This window comes from Xylanimonas sp. McL0601, from assembly GCF_049852175.1.
In the GTDB taxonomy this organism is placed as follows: Bacteria; Actinomycetota; Actinomycetes; order Actinomycetales; family Cellulomonadaceae; genus Xylanimonas.
This window is the reverse complement of record NZ_CP187527.1, coordinates 1,069,987-1,083,664: the sequence shown is the minus strand read 5'-3', so window position 1 is coordinate 1,083,664 and position 13,678 is coordinate 1,069,987. Positions and strand designations below refer to the sequence as shown.

General features: G+C 73.3%; 10 protein-coding genes. 8 read left to right on the top strand and 2 right to left on the bottom strand.

Features of this window, described 5'->3' with window-relative positions:
• The first annotated feature begins 36 nt into the window (after positions 1–36).
• On the top strand, positions 37–4,008 hold the full coding sequence (locus ACO4JP_RS04940; RefSeq protein ID WP_425956272.1) for an FtsK/SpoIIIE domain-containing protein: 3,972 nt from the start codon (positions 37–39) through the stop codon (positions 4,006–4,008).
• Here the strand turns inward: ACO4JP_RS04940 and ACO4JP_RS04935 are convergent.
• Positions 3,971–4,426, bottom strand: coding sequence for a hypothetical protein (locus ACO4JP_RS04935; protein ID WP_425956271.1), 456 nt, complete (start codon positions 4,424–4,426; stop codon positions 3,971–3,973). The two genes, ACO4JP_RS04940 and ACO4JP_RS04935, sit on opposite strands and share 38 nt — an antisense overlap.
• 231 nt (positions 4,427–4,657) lie before the next feature.
• On the opposite strand from ACO4JP_RS04935, the gene ACO4JP_RS04930 reads away from it, so the two are divergent.
• On the top strand, positions 4,658–4,906 hold the full coding sequence (locus ACO4JP_RS04930; RefSeq protein WP_425956270.1) for a WhiB family transcriptional regulator: 249 nt from the start codon (positions 4,658–4,660) through the stop codon (positions 4,904–4,906).
• Positions 4,907–4,983: 77 nt separating this feature from the next.
• Here the strand turns inward: ACO4JP_RS04930 and ACO4JP_RS04925 are convergent, their stop codons facing one another.
• Positions 4,984–6,465 (bottom strand): sensor histidine kinase, encoded by a 1,482-nt coding sequence (locus tag ACO4JP_RS04925; RefSeq protein ID WP_425957056.1) that lies wholly within the window; start codon positions 6,463–6,465, stop codon positions 4,984–4,986.
• 106 nt (positions 6,466–6,571) lie between these two features.
• Between ACO4JP_RS04925 and ACO4JP_RS04920 the strand changes: the two genes are divergently transcribed.
• The 6 genes from ACO4JP_RS04920 to ACO4JP_RS04895 all read left to right on the top strand — a co-directional run bounded on the left by ACO4JP_RS04920 (position 6,572) and on the right by ACO4JP_RS04895 (position 13,536).
• Positions 6,572–7,078 (top strand): DUF2505 domain-containing protein, encoded by a 507-nt coding sequence (locus ACO4JP_RS04920; protein WP_425956269.1) that lies wholly within the window; start codon positions 6,572–6,574, stop codon positions 7,076–7,078.
• Positions 7,079–7,429: 351 nt separating this feature from the next.
• Complete coding sequence (locus tag ACO4JP_RS04915; RefSeq protein WP_425956268.1) at positions 7,430–8,752, top strand: ABC transporter substrate-binding protein; 1,323 nt, start codon at positions 7,430–7,432, stop codon at positions 8,750–8,752.
• Positions 8,753–8,858: 106 nt separating this feature from the next.
• The gene (locus tag ACO4JP_RS04910; protein WP_425956267.1) at positions 8,859–9,944 is read left to right on the top strand and encodes a carbohydrate ABC transporter permease; all 1,086 of its coding nucleotides are present in this window, start codon (positions 8,859–8,861) and stop codon (positions 9,942–9,944) included.
• Positions 9,941–10,858: a carbohydrate ABC transporter permease gene (locus ACO4JP_RS04905; RefSeq protein ID WP_425956266.1), complete on the top strand. Its 918-nt coding sequence runs from the start codon at positions 9,941–9,943 to the stop codon at positions 10,856–10,858. The genes ACO4JP_RS04910 and ACO4JP_RS04905 overlap by 4 nt, the downstream gene beginning before the upstream one ends.
• A 114-nt stretch (positions 10,859–10,972) precedes the next feature.
• Positions 10,973–12,529 (top strand): glycoside hydrolase family 1 protein, encoded by a 1,557-nt coding sequence (locus ACO4JP_RS04900; protein WP_425956265.1) that lies wholly within the window; start codon positions 10,973–10,975, stop codon positions 12,527–12,529.
• Positions 12,526–13,536: a LacI family DNA-binding transcriptional regulator gene (locus ACO4JP_RS04895; protein WP_425956264.1), complete on the top strand. Its 1,011-nt coding sequence runs from the start codon at positions 12,526–12,528 to the stop codon at positions 13,534–13,536. Before ACO4JP_RS04900 ends, ACO4JP_RS04895 begins: the two co-directional genes overlap by 4 nt.
• Positions 13,537–13,678: the final 142 nt, after the last annotated feature.

Genomic DNA, 13,678 nt, shown 5'->3' with positions numbered 1-13,678 from the left:
CCTCGTCCGAGTCGTCGGGGCGGCATCCTGGGCGGCGTGATCCCCGACCCCAGGCACCGCGGCGGCGTTCGCGTCACCGTGCACCCCGGCGAGGACGTGCTGCTGCCCGCGGGGCGCACGCTCGCCGAGCTGCGCGAGCCCCTTGCCGACCTGCTGCGCCGTCCGGAGCTGCGGCACGTCGCGCTGCGCGCGGACGGCGTGGAGCTCGAGCCGGGGAGCGTGGTCGGCGAGCGGCCGCTGCTCCCGGGGGTGACGCTGCGGGCCGACGGCGGGCGACCGCTCGGCGGGCGGCCCACAAGAGTCTGGTCCGACGACGCCGCCGTAGGTTCGCCCCGGCTCGTCGCACGGGTGACCGGGACGGGGGCGGGCGAGCTCGCCGCCTTGACCACGCGCGAGCCGCTGGTGCTGCCCGCCGGCGCACAGGTGCGGCTCTCGTCTCGGGGGGTCGTCCGGGCGCGGGTCTCGCCGCGGGCGCTCACCACGCCTGGCGCGGCGCTGGTGCAGGGCCTGCCCGACGGCCGCGAACGGCGGCGCCGGCTCGGACCGATCGGCCGGCGCTGGCGGCCCGGCGAGGCCCTGGAGGCGGGCTGCCGATACGAGCTCTACCGGTCCGGCGACGCCCAGGTTCTCCTCGACCTGGTGCGCGCCGGGACCTCCGAGAGCTCCGTCGCCCCCGCGTCCGGCGGGCCGGGCGCGATGGCCACGCTGGCGACCGCGCTGCTGCCCGTGCTCGGCTCGGTCGGGCTGGCGGTCGTGCTCCGGCAGCCGAGCGTCGCGCTCTTCTCGCTGATGGGCGTGCTCGCGGCGATCCCGCAGGTGGTCGGCGCCGTGCGCCGGCGCCGCGCGGCCCAGCCTCTGGCGCCGCCGGCAGCGGGCCTGCGCCAGGGCGGCTCCGACGGATCCGCCGTCGCACCGGCCCGCCTGGTCTTCGCCACCCTCGGCGCCTTGCTCGCGCCCGACAGCGCATGGCGAGCCGCGTTGCGCGACCCTGGACCACCGCTCGCCGAGCCGCTCGCCGACGGCGTCGTGGCGGTGCGCGGCCCGCTCGGCGAGTGCCGCGCGGTCGCGCGCGCCGTCGTCGCCGGGCTCGCGGCCCGCGGGGCGTCGGTCCGCGTGGCCGGGGCCGGGCGAGGCACCTGGTCGTGGTGTCGCTGGCTCGGCGGTGAAGGCGGAGCCGTCCTGGTCGTCGACTCCCCCACCGCAGCCGACCTCGAGGCGGCGCACGCCGCGCACCGGGCGGGCGACGCCGTCGTGCTCTGCCTGCCGCCCGACGGCGAGGTGCCGTCGTGGTGCCGCGCGGTTCTCGACGTCGTCGCACCACCGGGGGCGGCCCCGCTGGTGCGGCGCACGGTGCCCGGCGGCGGCGCGAAGGTCGAGCCGCTCGTCGGCGTAGGCGCCGAGTGGGCGGAGCGCCTCGCGCGCCGCCTCGCAGGGGCGCGGGCGCTCGGCCGCGACGTCGGGCGGCTGTGGTCCAGACCCGCTCGCGCGGGCGTCGACGCCGCCCCGCTGTCCGCGGGCGCGGACCCCGCCGACCCGCGCCTGCCCGCCGTCGTGCCGCTCGCGGACCTGCTACCCGCCGGTCAAGCCGACGACGGACCGCGTTGGGCGGTGCCCCTCGGGGTCGACGCGTCCGGCCGGACCGTGACGTTCGACCTTGTCGGGGACGGCCCGCACCTGCTGGTCGCAGGAACGACGGGCGCCGGCAAGTCGGAGCTGCTGCAGTCGTTCGTGCTTGCCCTCGCGCTGCGCCGCACGCCCGACGAGCTCGCGCTCGCGCTCGTCGACTTCAAGGGTGGTGCCTCGTTCGGCGTGTGCGCCGACCTCCCGCACGTCGTCGGCCAGGTCACCGACCTCGACGCCGGGCTCGCCGCCCGCGCGCTCGAGGGGCTGCGCGCCGAGCTGCGGCGCCGCAAGGAGCTGCTCGCCGCGCACGCGGTCGCCGACGCCGATGCGCTCCCGCCCGGCACCCTGCCCCGGCTCGTCGTGGTGGTCGACGAGTTCCGCGCCCTGGCGGACGACCTGCCCGACCTGCTGCCTGGTCTGCTCCGCGTCGCGGCGCAGGGCCGGTCCTTGGGGGTGCACCTCGTGCTCGCCACGCAGCGCCCCGCCGGGGCGGTCTCCGCCGACGTGCGCGCCAACGTCTCGGCGCGCCTGGCGCTGCGCGTGGTCGATGTCGCCGACTCGCACGACGTCCTCGACTCCCCCGCGGCTGCGCGCGTCCCGGGCGGGGTGCCCGGCCGCGCCGTCCTGCGGGTGGGGGCCGCAGAGCCCGTCGCGCTCCAGTGCGGGTACGCGGGGGCGGCGCCCGGCGGCGGCGCGGGCGTGGTGGGGCGGGCGTCGGCGTGGGCGGACGACGACGTGCCTCGTGTCGCCGGGGTCGGGCCGTCGGCATCGGCCGCCGCTCCGGTGCACCCGGACCGAGACGCGGGACCGGCCGGCGCCGGCGTCGACCCGCTGGCGGCGCTCGTCGCGCGGGCCACCGCGGGCGCCTCGAGCCCGCGGTGGCCGGCGCCGTGGTTGCCGCCGCTCCCGTCGGTCGTCGGGTCCGGTGAGCTCGACCCCGTCCCTCCGGGAACACTCCCGCTCGCCCTTGGCGACTCGCCTCCGACGCAGTCCCGCACGACCATCCGCTGGGACCCTGCCACGGGCCACCTTGCCGTCCTCGGGCGGGCACGCTCCGGCCGTACCTCAGCGCTGGGCGCACTCGCCCGGGCCGCGCTCGCACGGGGCTGGCACGTGCACGTCCTCGCGCCCGCGCCGGCAGCGGCCGAGCTCGCGCCGCTCGCCGCGCATCCCGGCTTCGGCACCCTGGCTGGGCCCGACGACCCCCGACGCGCTCGCCGCCTCCTGCGCATGGTGCAGCTGCCGGCGGAGGACACGCCGCCGGTCCTCGTGCTTGTCGACGGCGTGGAGCAGCTGCGCTCGGCGCTCTCGACGCCGTCGCACGACCCGGTCGCCGCCGCGCTCGCCGCGGGCACGGCCGCCTTCGCGGTCACTGCGGAGTCGGCCTCGATCGGCGGCCTGGCGGCGCGGTTCGGGCCGCGACTGGTGCTGCTCTCGGGCGACGCGGCGGGAGACGTGATGCTCGGCGCCCCGTCGCCGCTGGCCGGACGGGGCCGGACGCCGGGCCGGGGGGTGTGGCTGTCGGGCGGCGACCCGGTGGAGTGTCAGGTGGTCCGCCCGACACAGTGCGCGCCGGACGACGCCGGTGGCGCGCGGACCGGACCCGCGTCAGCGCCACCGCGGGTGCTCCCGCTGCCGCGACGGGTCACCCTCGCCGAGCTCGACTCCGGGCCGGACACCCTGCCCGGGCCCACGTGGGACGGCGCCCTGGAACCGCCGATCGGGCTGGGCGGCGACGACGCCGCGCCCGTCCGCCTCGACGTCAGCGCGGGCGCGCTCGTCGTCGGCTCGCGCGGGTCCGGTCGCACCGCGGCACTGCGTGTGCTCCTGCACGGACTGGACCGAGGAGCCGCGCCGCGCCGCCGTGCCCGGGTTCTCGTCGTCGCCCGCGACCGCGGGCTCCTGGCCGAAGCAGCGCACCTGGGCGTCCGCGCCCTGCCGCCCACGCCGGGCACGCTCCGCGCCCTGCTCGACGAGCTCGACGAGCTCGCCGCCCAGGGCGCCGGGCCCGAGGCTGCCCCGCCCGTCCTCCTCCTCGACGACGCCGACACCGTCGCGCAGACCTGCCCCCTCGAGACCGACCGGCTGGCGGAGCTCGCCGCGGACGGTGCCGTCGCCGTCGTCGCGTCGGCCACGATCCTCGCGGCGTCGCTCGCGCATCGGGGGCTCCTGGCGCACCTGCGCGCCGCCCGCACCGGCGTGATCCTCAGCCCGGCCGACCGCGGCGCCGAGGAGGTCTTCGGCACGGCGCTCGACGACGCCGTCGAGCCCGGCGCTCAGCTGCCCGGCCGCGGCGCGCTCGTCGTCGACGGCGCCGTGCGGCCTGTCCAGCTCGCCGGCCCGGACGTCAGGAGCGCGTCGTCGCCGCGACCACGCGCGGCGTGAGCAGCAGGAACGCCACGACGACGGCGAGCGTCAGCAACACCGCCCCGATCACCACGGCCCAGGTGGACCCTGCAGCGAGCGCGGTCGCGCCGATGATCGCCTGGAAGATCTGCCATGTCATGGCGACGGCCCGGCCGGCTCGCCGCCCGGCGCCGAGCGCCCGTGCGGCCGCGAGCAGCGCCCACCCTGCGCCGAGCGCGCAGACGACGAGGAAGGCCCCCATGCCGATCTCCCGTGCCCCAGCGGAGCCGTGCCGCGCCACCAGGTCGACGACGACGCCGACAGCGGCGGCAGCGAGCAGAACCGCTTCGGCGACGAGGGCACCACGCAGGGCGCGCACCCCCCGGGTTGGCGCGAGATGATCGGTGATGGCGCCCGGCTGATCGGGATCCTGCGAAGGCTGCGGGCTCTGCGGCATGACGAAAGAGACTACCTGCGACCTGCGGTTTCATGACAGTGTGAGCAAAGCCTCACGGTTCACGCACTAGAAACTTGCCTGACACCTCTTGTGCACCCCTTCACGAGGTGTGAATCTTGTTGGAGTTTCCCGCCCAATCGCGATTTCCCGGCCTACCTGCGCCTTCACCCGGCTCCACAGAGCCGCGTGCCGAGCCGCGCGCCGGGTCTCCCCTGACTCAAGGAGATCGACATGGACTGGCGCCACAAGGCCGCCTGCCTCGACGAGGACCCCGAGCTCTTCTTCCCGATCGGCAACACGGGCCCTGCCCTCCTCCAGATCGAGGAGGCCAAGCAGGTCTGCCGTCGGTGCGAGGTCATCGACACATGCCTGAAGTGGGCCATCGAGTCCGGCCAGGACGCGGGCGTCTGGGGTGGCATGTCGGAGGACGAGCGCCGCGCGCTCAAGCGCCGCACCGCCCGGGCCCGCCGCGCCAGCTGACGCGAGCCCCGACCCACGGCCGTGGGTCCGCCCGTGGCCCGGTCCCCCGAGGGACCGGGCCACAAGCATGTCCACGGCTACCCGCGCGGCGAGTCTCGCAGGCGGGCCTGGATCTTGACCTCCGTGCCGCCGCCGTCGCGCTCGCCCCAGTCGATCGACCCGCTGAGCTCGTTGGTCACGAGCGTGCGCACGATCTGGTTCCCGAGCCCTGAGCGCGACGCGCGCCCGAGCATCGAGATGTCGCCCTCGCCCAGCCCCACTCCGTCGTCGGCTACGCGCACCGTGATCTGCGAGCCGTTGCGCGCGACGTCGATCTGCACCGTGCCGGTCTCGCGCTCGTCCGGGAAGCCGTGCTCGACGGCGTTGGTGACCAGCTCGGTCAGCACCAGCGCGAGCGGCGTCGCGTCCTCGGCGGGGACCAGCCCGAACGAGCCGTTCTGCACGGTCCGCACCGACGTCCGCGTCGAGGCGAGCTCCGCCGTCATGCGCAGCGCGCGTTGCAGCATGCCGTCGAGCTCGACCTGCTCGTCGAGCGTCTGGGACAGGAACTCGTGGACCAGGGAGATCGTCGCCACCCGCCGCGTCGCCTCGGCGAGCGCCTCGCGCGCCTCGGGGATCTCGACGCGCCGCGCCTGCAGCCGGAGGAGCGCGGCCACGGTGGCCAGGTTGTTCTTCACGCGGTGGTGGATCTCGCGGATCGTCGCGTCCTTGGTCATGAGCTCGCGCTCGCGACGCCGCAGCTCGGAGACGTCGCGGCAGAGCAGCACCGCCCCGATGCGCTGCCCGTGGTCGGTGAGCGGCAGCGAGCGCAGCGAGAGCGCGACGCCGCGCGTCTCGATGTCGGTGCGCCAGGGGGCACGTCCCATGACCACGAGCGGCAGCGCCTCGTCGACCGCCGAGTGGTACTCGATCGCGCCGCTGGTGACCTCGACGAGCGACTGCCCCACGAGCGGCCCGATGATGCCCAGGCGGTGGAAGCAGGAGAGCGCGTTGGGCGACGCGTAGAGCACCTCGCCCTCGGAGTTGAGGCGGATAAGGCCGTCGCCGACGCGCGGGGCGCCGCGCCGCGGCCCGGTGGCCGCGTTGGGCGCCGGGTACTCGCCGCGCGCGATCATCGCCATGAGGTCGTCGGCCGACTCGACGTAGTTCAGCTCGAGGCGCGACGGCGTGCGCCCCGACCCCAGGTTGGTCTGCCGCGCGACGACGGCGATCGCCCGCCCGGCGTGCACCACGGGCACGGCCTCCTCGCGCACCGCATACGCGCCGAACCAGCGCGGCTCGCGCGGCCGCTGCGAGCGCACCTCGCGCAGCGCGGCCTCGAGCTGCGGGCGCTGCCCCTCGGACGCGATCGACCCGACGATGTCGTCGTAGTGGACGGTCGCGCCCGTCGACGGCCGGCACTGGGCGACGGCGACGAAGCCGCCGTCGCGCGAAGGCAACCACAGCACGAGGTCGGCGAAGGCCAGGTCGGAGACGACCTGCCAGTCGCCCACGAGAAGGTGCAGCCACTCGACGTCGCCCGGGGCGAGGTCGGCGTGCTGCGCGATGAGGTCACTCATGGCGGACACGCGCCCCAGCCTACGTGCGCAGACGCACGTCATCCCCGACCTTTGCGCTGCCTGGGCGATAGAGTGCAGCAACCGGCTACCCGGCTTGGAGGGCTCCGTGCACCTGACTGTCGAGCAGACCTATCCCGCGAGCGTCGAGGACGTCGCCGCGATGCTCGCCGACGTGTCCTTCATCCGCTGGCGCGCCGAGCGCACGGCGGGGGCAGGCACCGTCGACCAGGCCGACGTCGACGCCGACGCCGAGGGCGGGTTCACGGTCATCGTGCGCCGCACCCTCCCCAACGACCAGATCCCCACGCAGGCGCGTCCGTTCGTGGGAGCGCGGCTCGAGGTGCGGCAGGCCGAGGTGTGGGAGGCGGCCGCGAACGACCGCCGCGTCGGCACCGTCGCGCTCGAGATCACCGGGGCCCCGGTACGTCTCACGGGCACCGTGGCACTCGTGCCGCTGCCCGACGGCGGCACGCGCCAGGTCTACTCGGGCGAGGTCCGCGCGACCGTCCCGCTGTTCGCGTCGGTCGTGGAGCAAGCGACCGTCGGAACGGTGCGCGCGACGCTGACGGCAGAGGAGCTCGCGGGCCGCGACTGGCTCGCCGGAGCCCGGTAAAACACCGTCCCAGGTCGCAGACGCCCACACTCCGGGATAACGATCTGGTCACGTCGCCGGACCATTTCAGTACCCTGACCTGCACCGTTACACATTCTCCGCACCGCCGGCGTGGCGCCACCCGCTCGGCGACTTGACGCGAAACGGCCGCTGCTACCACCATGAGCCGCGGAACGTGGGAGCGCTACCACAAGTAGGTGGGAGCGCTACCAGGTCACGGCGGGGTTGGGACGCAGGAGTCATGGTGCACAGACGCACAGCCATGCTCCTCCGTGGGATGTTCACGCCCGCTTCCGCCGACGCACAGCTCGCAGGGCCGCCGAACGGCCGCCCTCAGACAAGGAGGTCACAGTGAAGAACGCGACCAAGAAGGGCTTCGGCGTCGTTGCAGGCGTCGCCGTCCTGGCCCTCACGGCGACGGCGTGCGCGAGCGGCGGCGCCGCCTCCGGCGGCTCCTCGGCCGACGGCAAGGTCACGATCCGTGTCAGCACGTTCAACAACTTCGGCTTCGGCGCCCCCACCGACGCCAAGCCGGGCGCTGACCTGTGGAAGAAGTACGAGTCGCTGCACCCGAACGTCAAGATCGAGGAGACGGTCGCGGCCCACTCGGAGGACGCTCGCGCGGCGTTCAACACGGCCATCTCGACCGGCACCGGCGCGTTCGACGTCCAGGCCGTCGACGTCGACTGGATGCCCTCGATCATGGCCCAGCCCGACAAGTTCGTGGACCTGACCTCGGCCGTCAAGGGCAACGACTGGCTGGACTGGAAGACGCAGGCCGCCACGACCGCGGACGGCAAGCTCATCGGTGCCGGCACCGACGTCGGCCCGGAGGGCATCTGCTTCCGCAGCGACCTGCTCGCGGCCGCTGGCCTGCCGAGCGACCGTGAGGCCGTCAAGGAGGCCCTGGGCGGCGACAACGCCACCTGGGACAAGTACTTCGAGCTCGGCCAGCAGTACACGGACAAGACCGGCAAGGCCTGGTTCGACTCCTCGGCCGCGGTGTTCCAGGGCATGGTCAACCAGATCCAGTACTCGCACGTCGACAAGGACGGCAACACCATCGCCGGCGACAACGCCGAGGTGAAGGCCGCCTACGACAAGCTGACCGCCGCCGCTCTCAAGGGCCAGTCGGCCGGCCTGCAGCAGTGGGGCGACGACTTCAACGCGGCGTTCAAGACCGACAAGTTCGCCACGACGCTGTGCCCCGCCTGGTTCGTCAACAACATCAAGGGCAACGCCGGCGCCGACTTCAAGGGCTGGGACATCGCCGACGTCTTCCCCGGCGGCGGTGGCAACTGGGGCGGCTCGTACCTCGTCGTCCCGACGCAGTCGAAGGTCAAGGACGAGGCCGCCAAGCTCGCCGCGTGGCTGACCGCTCCGGAGCAGCAGGCCGCGATCTTCGCCGCCGCGTCGAACTTCCCGAGCTCGCCGTCGGCGCAGGCCGACGCGTCGGTCGCCAACAAGGTCGACCCGTTCCTGAACAACGCTCCGGTGGGCAAGATCTTCGCCGACCGCGCGAAGGCCGTCACCGTCGTCCCGTTCAAGGGTGCCCAGTACTTCGACATCCAGTCGAAGCTCGCCGACGCGCTCAACCGGGTCGACGTCACCAAGTCGCAGACCCCCGAGGAGTCGTGGAAGCAGTGGCTCCAGGACGTCGCGGCCCTGTCCTGACGTCCCCCCGTCAGGCCTGACCGCCTGACGGACCCACGGTCCGGGGGTGCCCGCCTCGCGCGAGCACCCCCGGACCTTGCCCCGTCCCCCCGTCCGAGGAAGTGCTGTGACCGCCACCGACGTCGCAACCGACAAGCCCCAGCTGCAGAGCCCTCCGCCCGTCCGTGACGAGGCCTTCGAGCGCAAGCTGCGCGCTCGCGGCCGCCGTGGGCGGTTCGACGTGAAGGTCTCGCCCTACCTGTTCATCTCCCCGTTCTTCCTGCTGTTCCTGGTCACGGGCCTGTTCCCGCTGATCTATACGGCGTGGATCGCAACACGCCAGTGGAACACGTTCACCGGCGACGGCGGCGTCGCCATCTGCGGGAAGATCTGCAGCTCGACCGACCCGTCGATCTTCGCGAACTTCCAGTGGGTGCTGCACCAGCCCGACTTCTGGCTCGCCCTGCGCAACTCGTTCTCGATCTTCGCGCTCTCGACGATCCCGCAGATCATCGTCGCGCTGGTCCTCGCGGCAGTCCTCGACTCGAACCTCAAGGCCAGGACCTTCTGGCGCATGGGCGTGCTGCTGCCCTATGTGATCGCCCCGTCGGCGGCGGCCATCATCTTCTCGCACGTCTTCAGCGACAGCTCCGGCGTGGTCAACACGTTCCTCACCTGGGTCGGGCTCGACCCGATCCGCTGGCACGCCAGCACGCTCGCGAGCCACATCGCGATCGCGACGATCGTGAACTTCCGCTGGACCGGCTACAACACGCTGATCCTGCTCGCCGCCATGCAGGCCATCCCCCGCGACGTGTTCGAGGCGGCCGTCGTCGACGGCGCCGGCCGCGTCCGCCAGTTCTTCTCGGTGACGATCCCGCTGCTGCGCCCGACGCTGATCTTCGTGATCATCACCTCCACCATCGGCGGCCTGCAGATCTTCGACGAGCCGCAGATGTTCAACGACGGCGCGTCCAGCCCGGGTGGCCCGGACAAGGGCTTCCTCACGGTGTCCCTCTACCTGTGGGACCTCGGCTTCAACCGGACCACCATCGGCCAGCCGAACCTCGGCCGGTCCGCGGCAGTCGCGTGGCTGCTGTTCCTCGTCGTCGTCCTGTTCGTCGTGATCAACTTCCTGCTCACGCAGCGCATCGCCTCGACGTCCGGCACGCCCAAGAAGAAGAAGTCCGCCAAGAAGGAGCTGGCTCGATGAGCAACGACGTGTCCGTCGCCACGCTGCGGCAGACTGCCGGCCCGGGGATCGCCCGCGCCGCCGCCCGCAAGCGCAAGCTCGCGGTGACGTCCGAGGGGCGCCGCGCCGGCTGGGTCTCCTACGCGTTCCTCGCGATCGTGCTGCTGATCTCGGTCTTCCCGCTGTACTACGCGATCTCCATCGCGTCGCAGCCCACCACCGACACGCAGTACGGCGTCGAGGCGCTGAGGATCGGCTCCGGCCTGGGGCGCAACCTGTCCACGGCCTTCACGGAGATCTCGTTCTGGAAGGCGCTGGGCGGCACCGTCCTCGTCTCCACGGTGTGCGCGATGACGACCGTGCTCTTCTCGACCCTGGCCGGCTACTCGTTCGCGAAGCTGAACTTCCGGGGGCGTGGCCCGCTGCTGTTCTTCGTCATCGCCACCATGGCGATCCCGACGCAGCTCGCCGTCGTGCCGCTGTACATCATGATGTCCAAGGTCCACCTGTACGGGTCGCTCTGGGCCGTCATCATCCCCGGCGTGGTCACCGCGTTCGGCGTGTTCTGGATGACGCAGTACCTCGAGGGCGCGCTTCCGTACGAGCTCATCGAGGCCGCCCGCATGGACGGCGCGTCGATGCTCCGCACCTTCTGGAACGTGGCCGTCCCAGCCGCTCGCCCGGCCGCCGCCATGCTCTTCCTGTTCACGTTCGTGGCGCAGTGGACCAACTACTACTGGCCGATGCTCATCCTCGGGTCGAACAACAAGGCGGTCCTGACGGTTGCCGCCGCGACGCTGAAGGCCAGCCGGTTCACCGACTACACGCTCATCATGTCGGGTGTCATCCTGACGTCGTTCCCGCTGATCATCCTGTTCTTCTTCATGGGTCGTCAGCTCGTCTCCGGCATCATGGCCGGCGCCGTCAAGGGCTGAGCCCCGCGCACCATCCCCTTCCGGAACGGCCGGTGGCGTCTCGCCGCCGGCCGTTCTCGTCCCAGGCCTGACAAGATGGCCCGAGCCACCAGCAACCTTTTACGAGGAGCATCGATGCCGATCGTCGTGCCGGGCACCGGAGCCCGCCGTCCTGCCCCAGGTTCCACCGTCCCGTTCGTGCCGAGCACACCGCTGAGCCCGACGCCGAACGCGACCGCCGATGTCGCCTTCCCCGAGGGCTTCCTCTGGGGTGCCGCCACCGCCGCCTTCCAGATCGAGGGCGCCGCCTGGACGGACGGCCGTACCGACTCCATCTGGGACGCGTTCGCGCGGGTGCCGGGCGCCGTCGCCGGCGGTGCCGACGGCGCGGTCGCCTGCGACCACTACCACCGCTACCGCGACGACGTCGCGCTCATGAAGTCGCTCAACCTGGGCACCTACCGGTTCTCGACCTCGTGGGCCCGCGTGCGCCCCGACGGCGGCGCGCCCAACCCGAAGGGCCTCGCGTTCTACGACCGGCTCGTCGACGAGCTGCTCGCGGCCGACATCCTGCCGTGGGTCACGCTCTACCACTGGGACATGCCCCAGGCGGTCGAGGAGGCCGGCGGGTGGCCGGTCCGAGACACCGCGTACAAGTTCGCGGACTACGCGATGACGGTCCACGACGCCCTGCACGACCGGGTGCGCGTGTGGACGACGCTCAACGAGCCGTGGTGCTCGTCCTTCCTCTCGTACACCGGTGGCGAGCACGCCCCGGGCCGTATGTCCCGCCGCGACGGCGTCGCGGCCGCGCACCACCTGCTGCTGGGCCACGGCCTGGCGGCCGCGGCGATCCAGGAGGTCGACCCGACCGCCGTCGTCGGCCTCACGGTGAACCTCACCGTGCCGGACCCGGCGGACCCGGCCAACCCCGACGACGTCGCCGCGGCCGCGAAGCACGACGGCATGTTCAACCGCATGTTCATCGACCCGGTGCTGCGCGGCGAGTACCCCGCCGACGTGCGCGAGTGGGTGGCCCCCTACGGGCTCGACGACGTCGTCGAGGACGGCGACCTGCAGATCATCTCGACGCCGATCGACGCGCTCGGCGTGAACTACTACAACGGCTCGTGCATCGCGGCGTCCCCGCAGGCCGTCGTCGACGAGGCGATGAACAACCGTCCCGACGGCGTGCGCGACGACGCCGACGCCCACCGCCGCGAGACCCTCCCGCCGACGCCCGCGCCCGAGGGGATCTACCACCACTCGCGCGGCCTGCCGCGCACGGCGATGGGCTGGGAGGTGCAGCCCGAGGGGCTGACGCGCCTGCTCACGCGCCTGCACCGGGACTACACGGGCCCGCGCGGCATCGCGCTCTACGTCACCGAGAACGGCGCCGCGTTCGACGACGAGCCCGATGCGACCGGCTTCGTCGACGACACGGCCGACCGCCTCGCCTACATCGACGGGCACCTGCGCGCGGTCAAGGACGCCATCGACGCCGGCGCCGACGTCCGCGGCTACTTCGCGTGGTCGCTGCTCGACAACTTCGAGTGGGCCCACGGGTACTCCAAGCGCTTCGGCATCGTCCGCACGGACTACGAGACGCAGGAGCGCGTGGTCAAGGCGTCGGGACGGTGGTACGGCGAGGTGGCGCGCACCGGCGTCGTGCCCGGGATGGAGACCTCATGACCAGCGGAGGGCCGCCCACGCTCGACGACGTCGCACGCGAGGCCAACGTCTCGCGCTCGACGGCCTCGCGGGCGATCAACGGCGGCGAGCGGGTCTCGCCCGAGGCCCAGGCCGCCGTCGACGACGCCGTCGCGCGGCTCGGCTACACGCCCAACCGCGCGGCACGCTCGCTCGTGACGCGGCGCACCGACTCGATCGCGCTGGTCGTCCCCGAACCCGACACGCTCGTGCTCACGGACCCGTTCCTCACGGGCGTGCTGCGCGGGGTGACGGACGGGATCGCGGGCACCGACCTGCAGCTCGTGCTGCTGCTCAACCGGGCCGACGAGGCCCCTGGGCGCATCGCGCGCTACCTCGGGTCGGGGCACGTGGACGGCGCGATCGTCGCCTCGCACCACCGGCGCGACCAGCTCGAGGCCGCGCTGACCCACGCGCAGCTGCCGGGCGTGTTCGTCGGCCGCCCGTTCGGCGACGCGACGCACCACTACGTCGACGTCGACAACATCGCCGGCGCGCGCATGGCCACCCAGCGCCTGGTCGGGCGCGGCTGCCACCGCATCGCCACCATCACGGGCCCGCTCGACATGTCCGCGGGCATCGACCGCTTCCAGGCGTGGCGCGACACCCTCGGGGAGGCGGGCCTGCCGGCCGACGCCTATGTCGAGGGCGACTTCACCGCCGTCGGCGCTGCGGCGGCGGCCGGGCGGCTGCTGGACGCGCACCCGGACGTCGACGCGATCTTCGCGGCGTCGGACCTCATGGCCGAGGGCGTGCTGCGCACGCTCAGCTCGCGGGGGCGGCGCGTACCGGACGACGTGGCAGTGGTCGGGTTCGACGACTTGGGCGTGGCACAGCACACGACGCCGCGGCTCACGACGATCCACAACCCGGTGATCCAGACGACGATGGCCGCGACGGCCACGCTGCTGGGCCTCCTGGCGGGCGCCCCGGTCCCGACGGCCCCGCAGATCTTCCAGCCATACCTGGTGGAGGGCGAGAGCGCATAGCGCTGCTGTGCTGTCGCGACGCCAAGTTGTGGGACTCTGTGGCTCCGGTTCTCGGTGGTGATAACCGGAGCCACAAGGTCCCACAACTGGCTCGGGCGCGGGGCTGTGGATGGGCGCTCCGCCATCTTCCCGTCGTCCTGTC

Coding starts and splice junctions, on each gene's coding strand:
- ACO4JP_RS04895 (WP_425956264.1), top strand. CDS start 12,526: ATGACCAGCGGAGGGCCGCCCACGCTCGACGACGTCGCACGCGAGGCC.
- ACO4JP_RS04900 (WP_425956265.1), top strand. CDS start 10,973: ATGCCGATCGTCGTGCCGGGCACCGGAGCCCGCCGTCCTGCCCCAGGT.
- ACO4JP_RS04905 (WP_425956266.1), top strand. CDS start 9,941: ATGAGCAACGACGTGTCCGTCGCCACGCTGCGGCAGACTGCCGGCCCG.
- ACO4JP_RS04935 (WP_425956271.1), bottom strand. CDS start 4,426: ATGCCGCAGAGCCCGCAGCCTTCGCAGGATCCCGATCAGCCGGGCGCC.
- ACO4JP_RS04925 (WP_425957056.1), bottom strand. CDS start 6,465: ATGAGTGACCTCATCGCGCAGCACGCCGACCTCGCCCCGGGCGACGTC.
- ACO4JP_RS04930 (WP_425956270.1), top strand. CDS start 4,658: ATGGACTGGCGCCACAAGGCCGCCTGCCTCGACGAGGACCCCGAGCTC.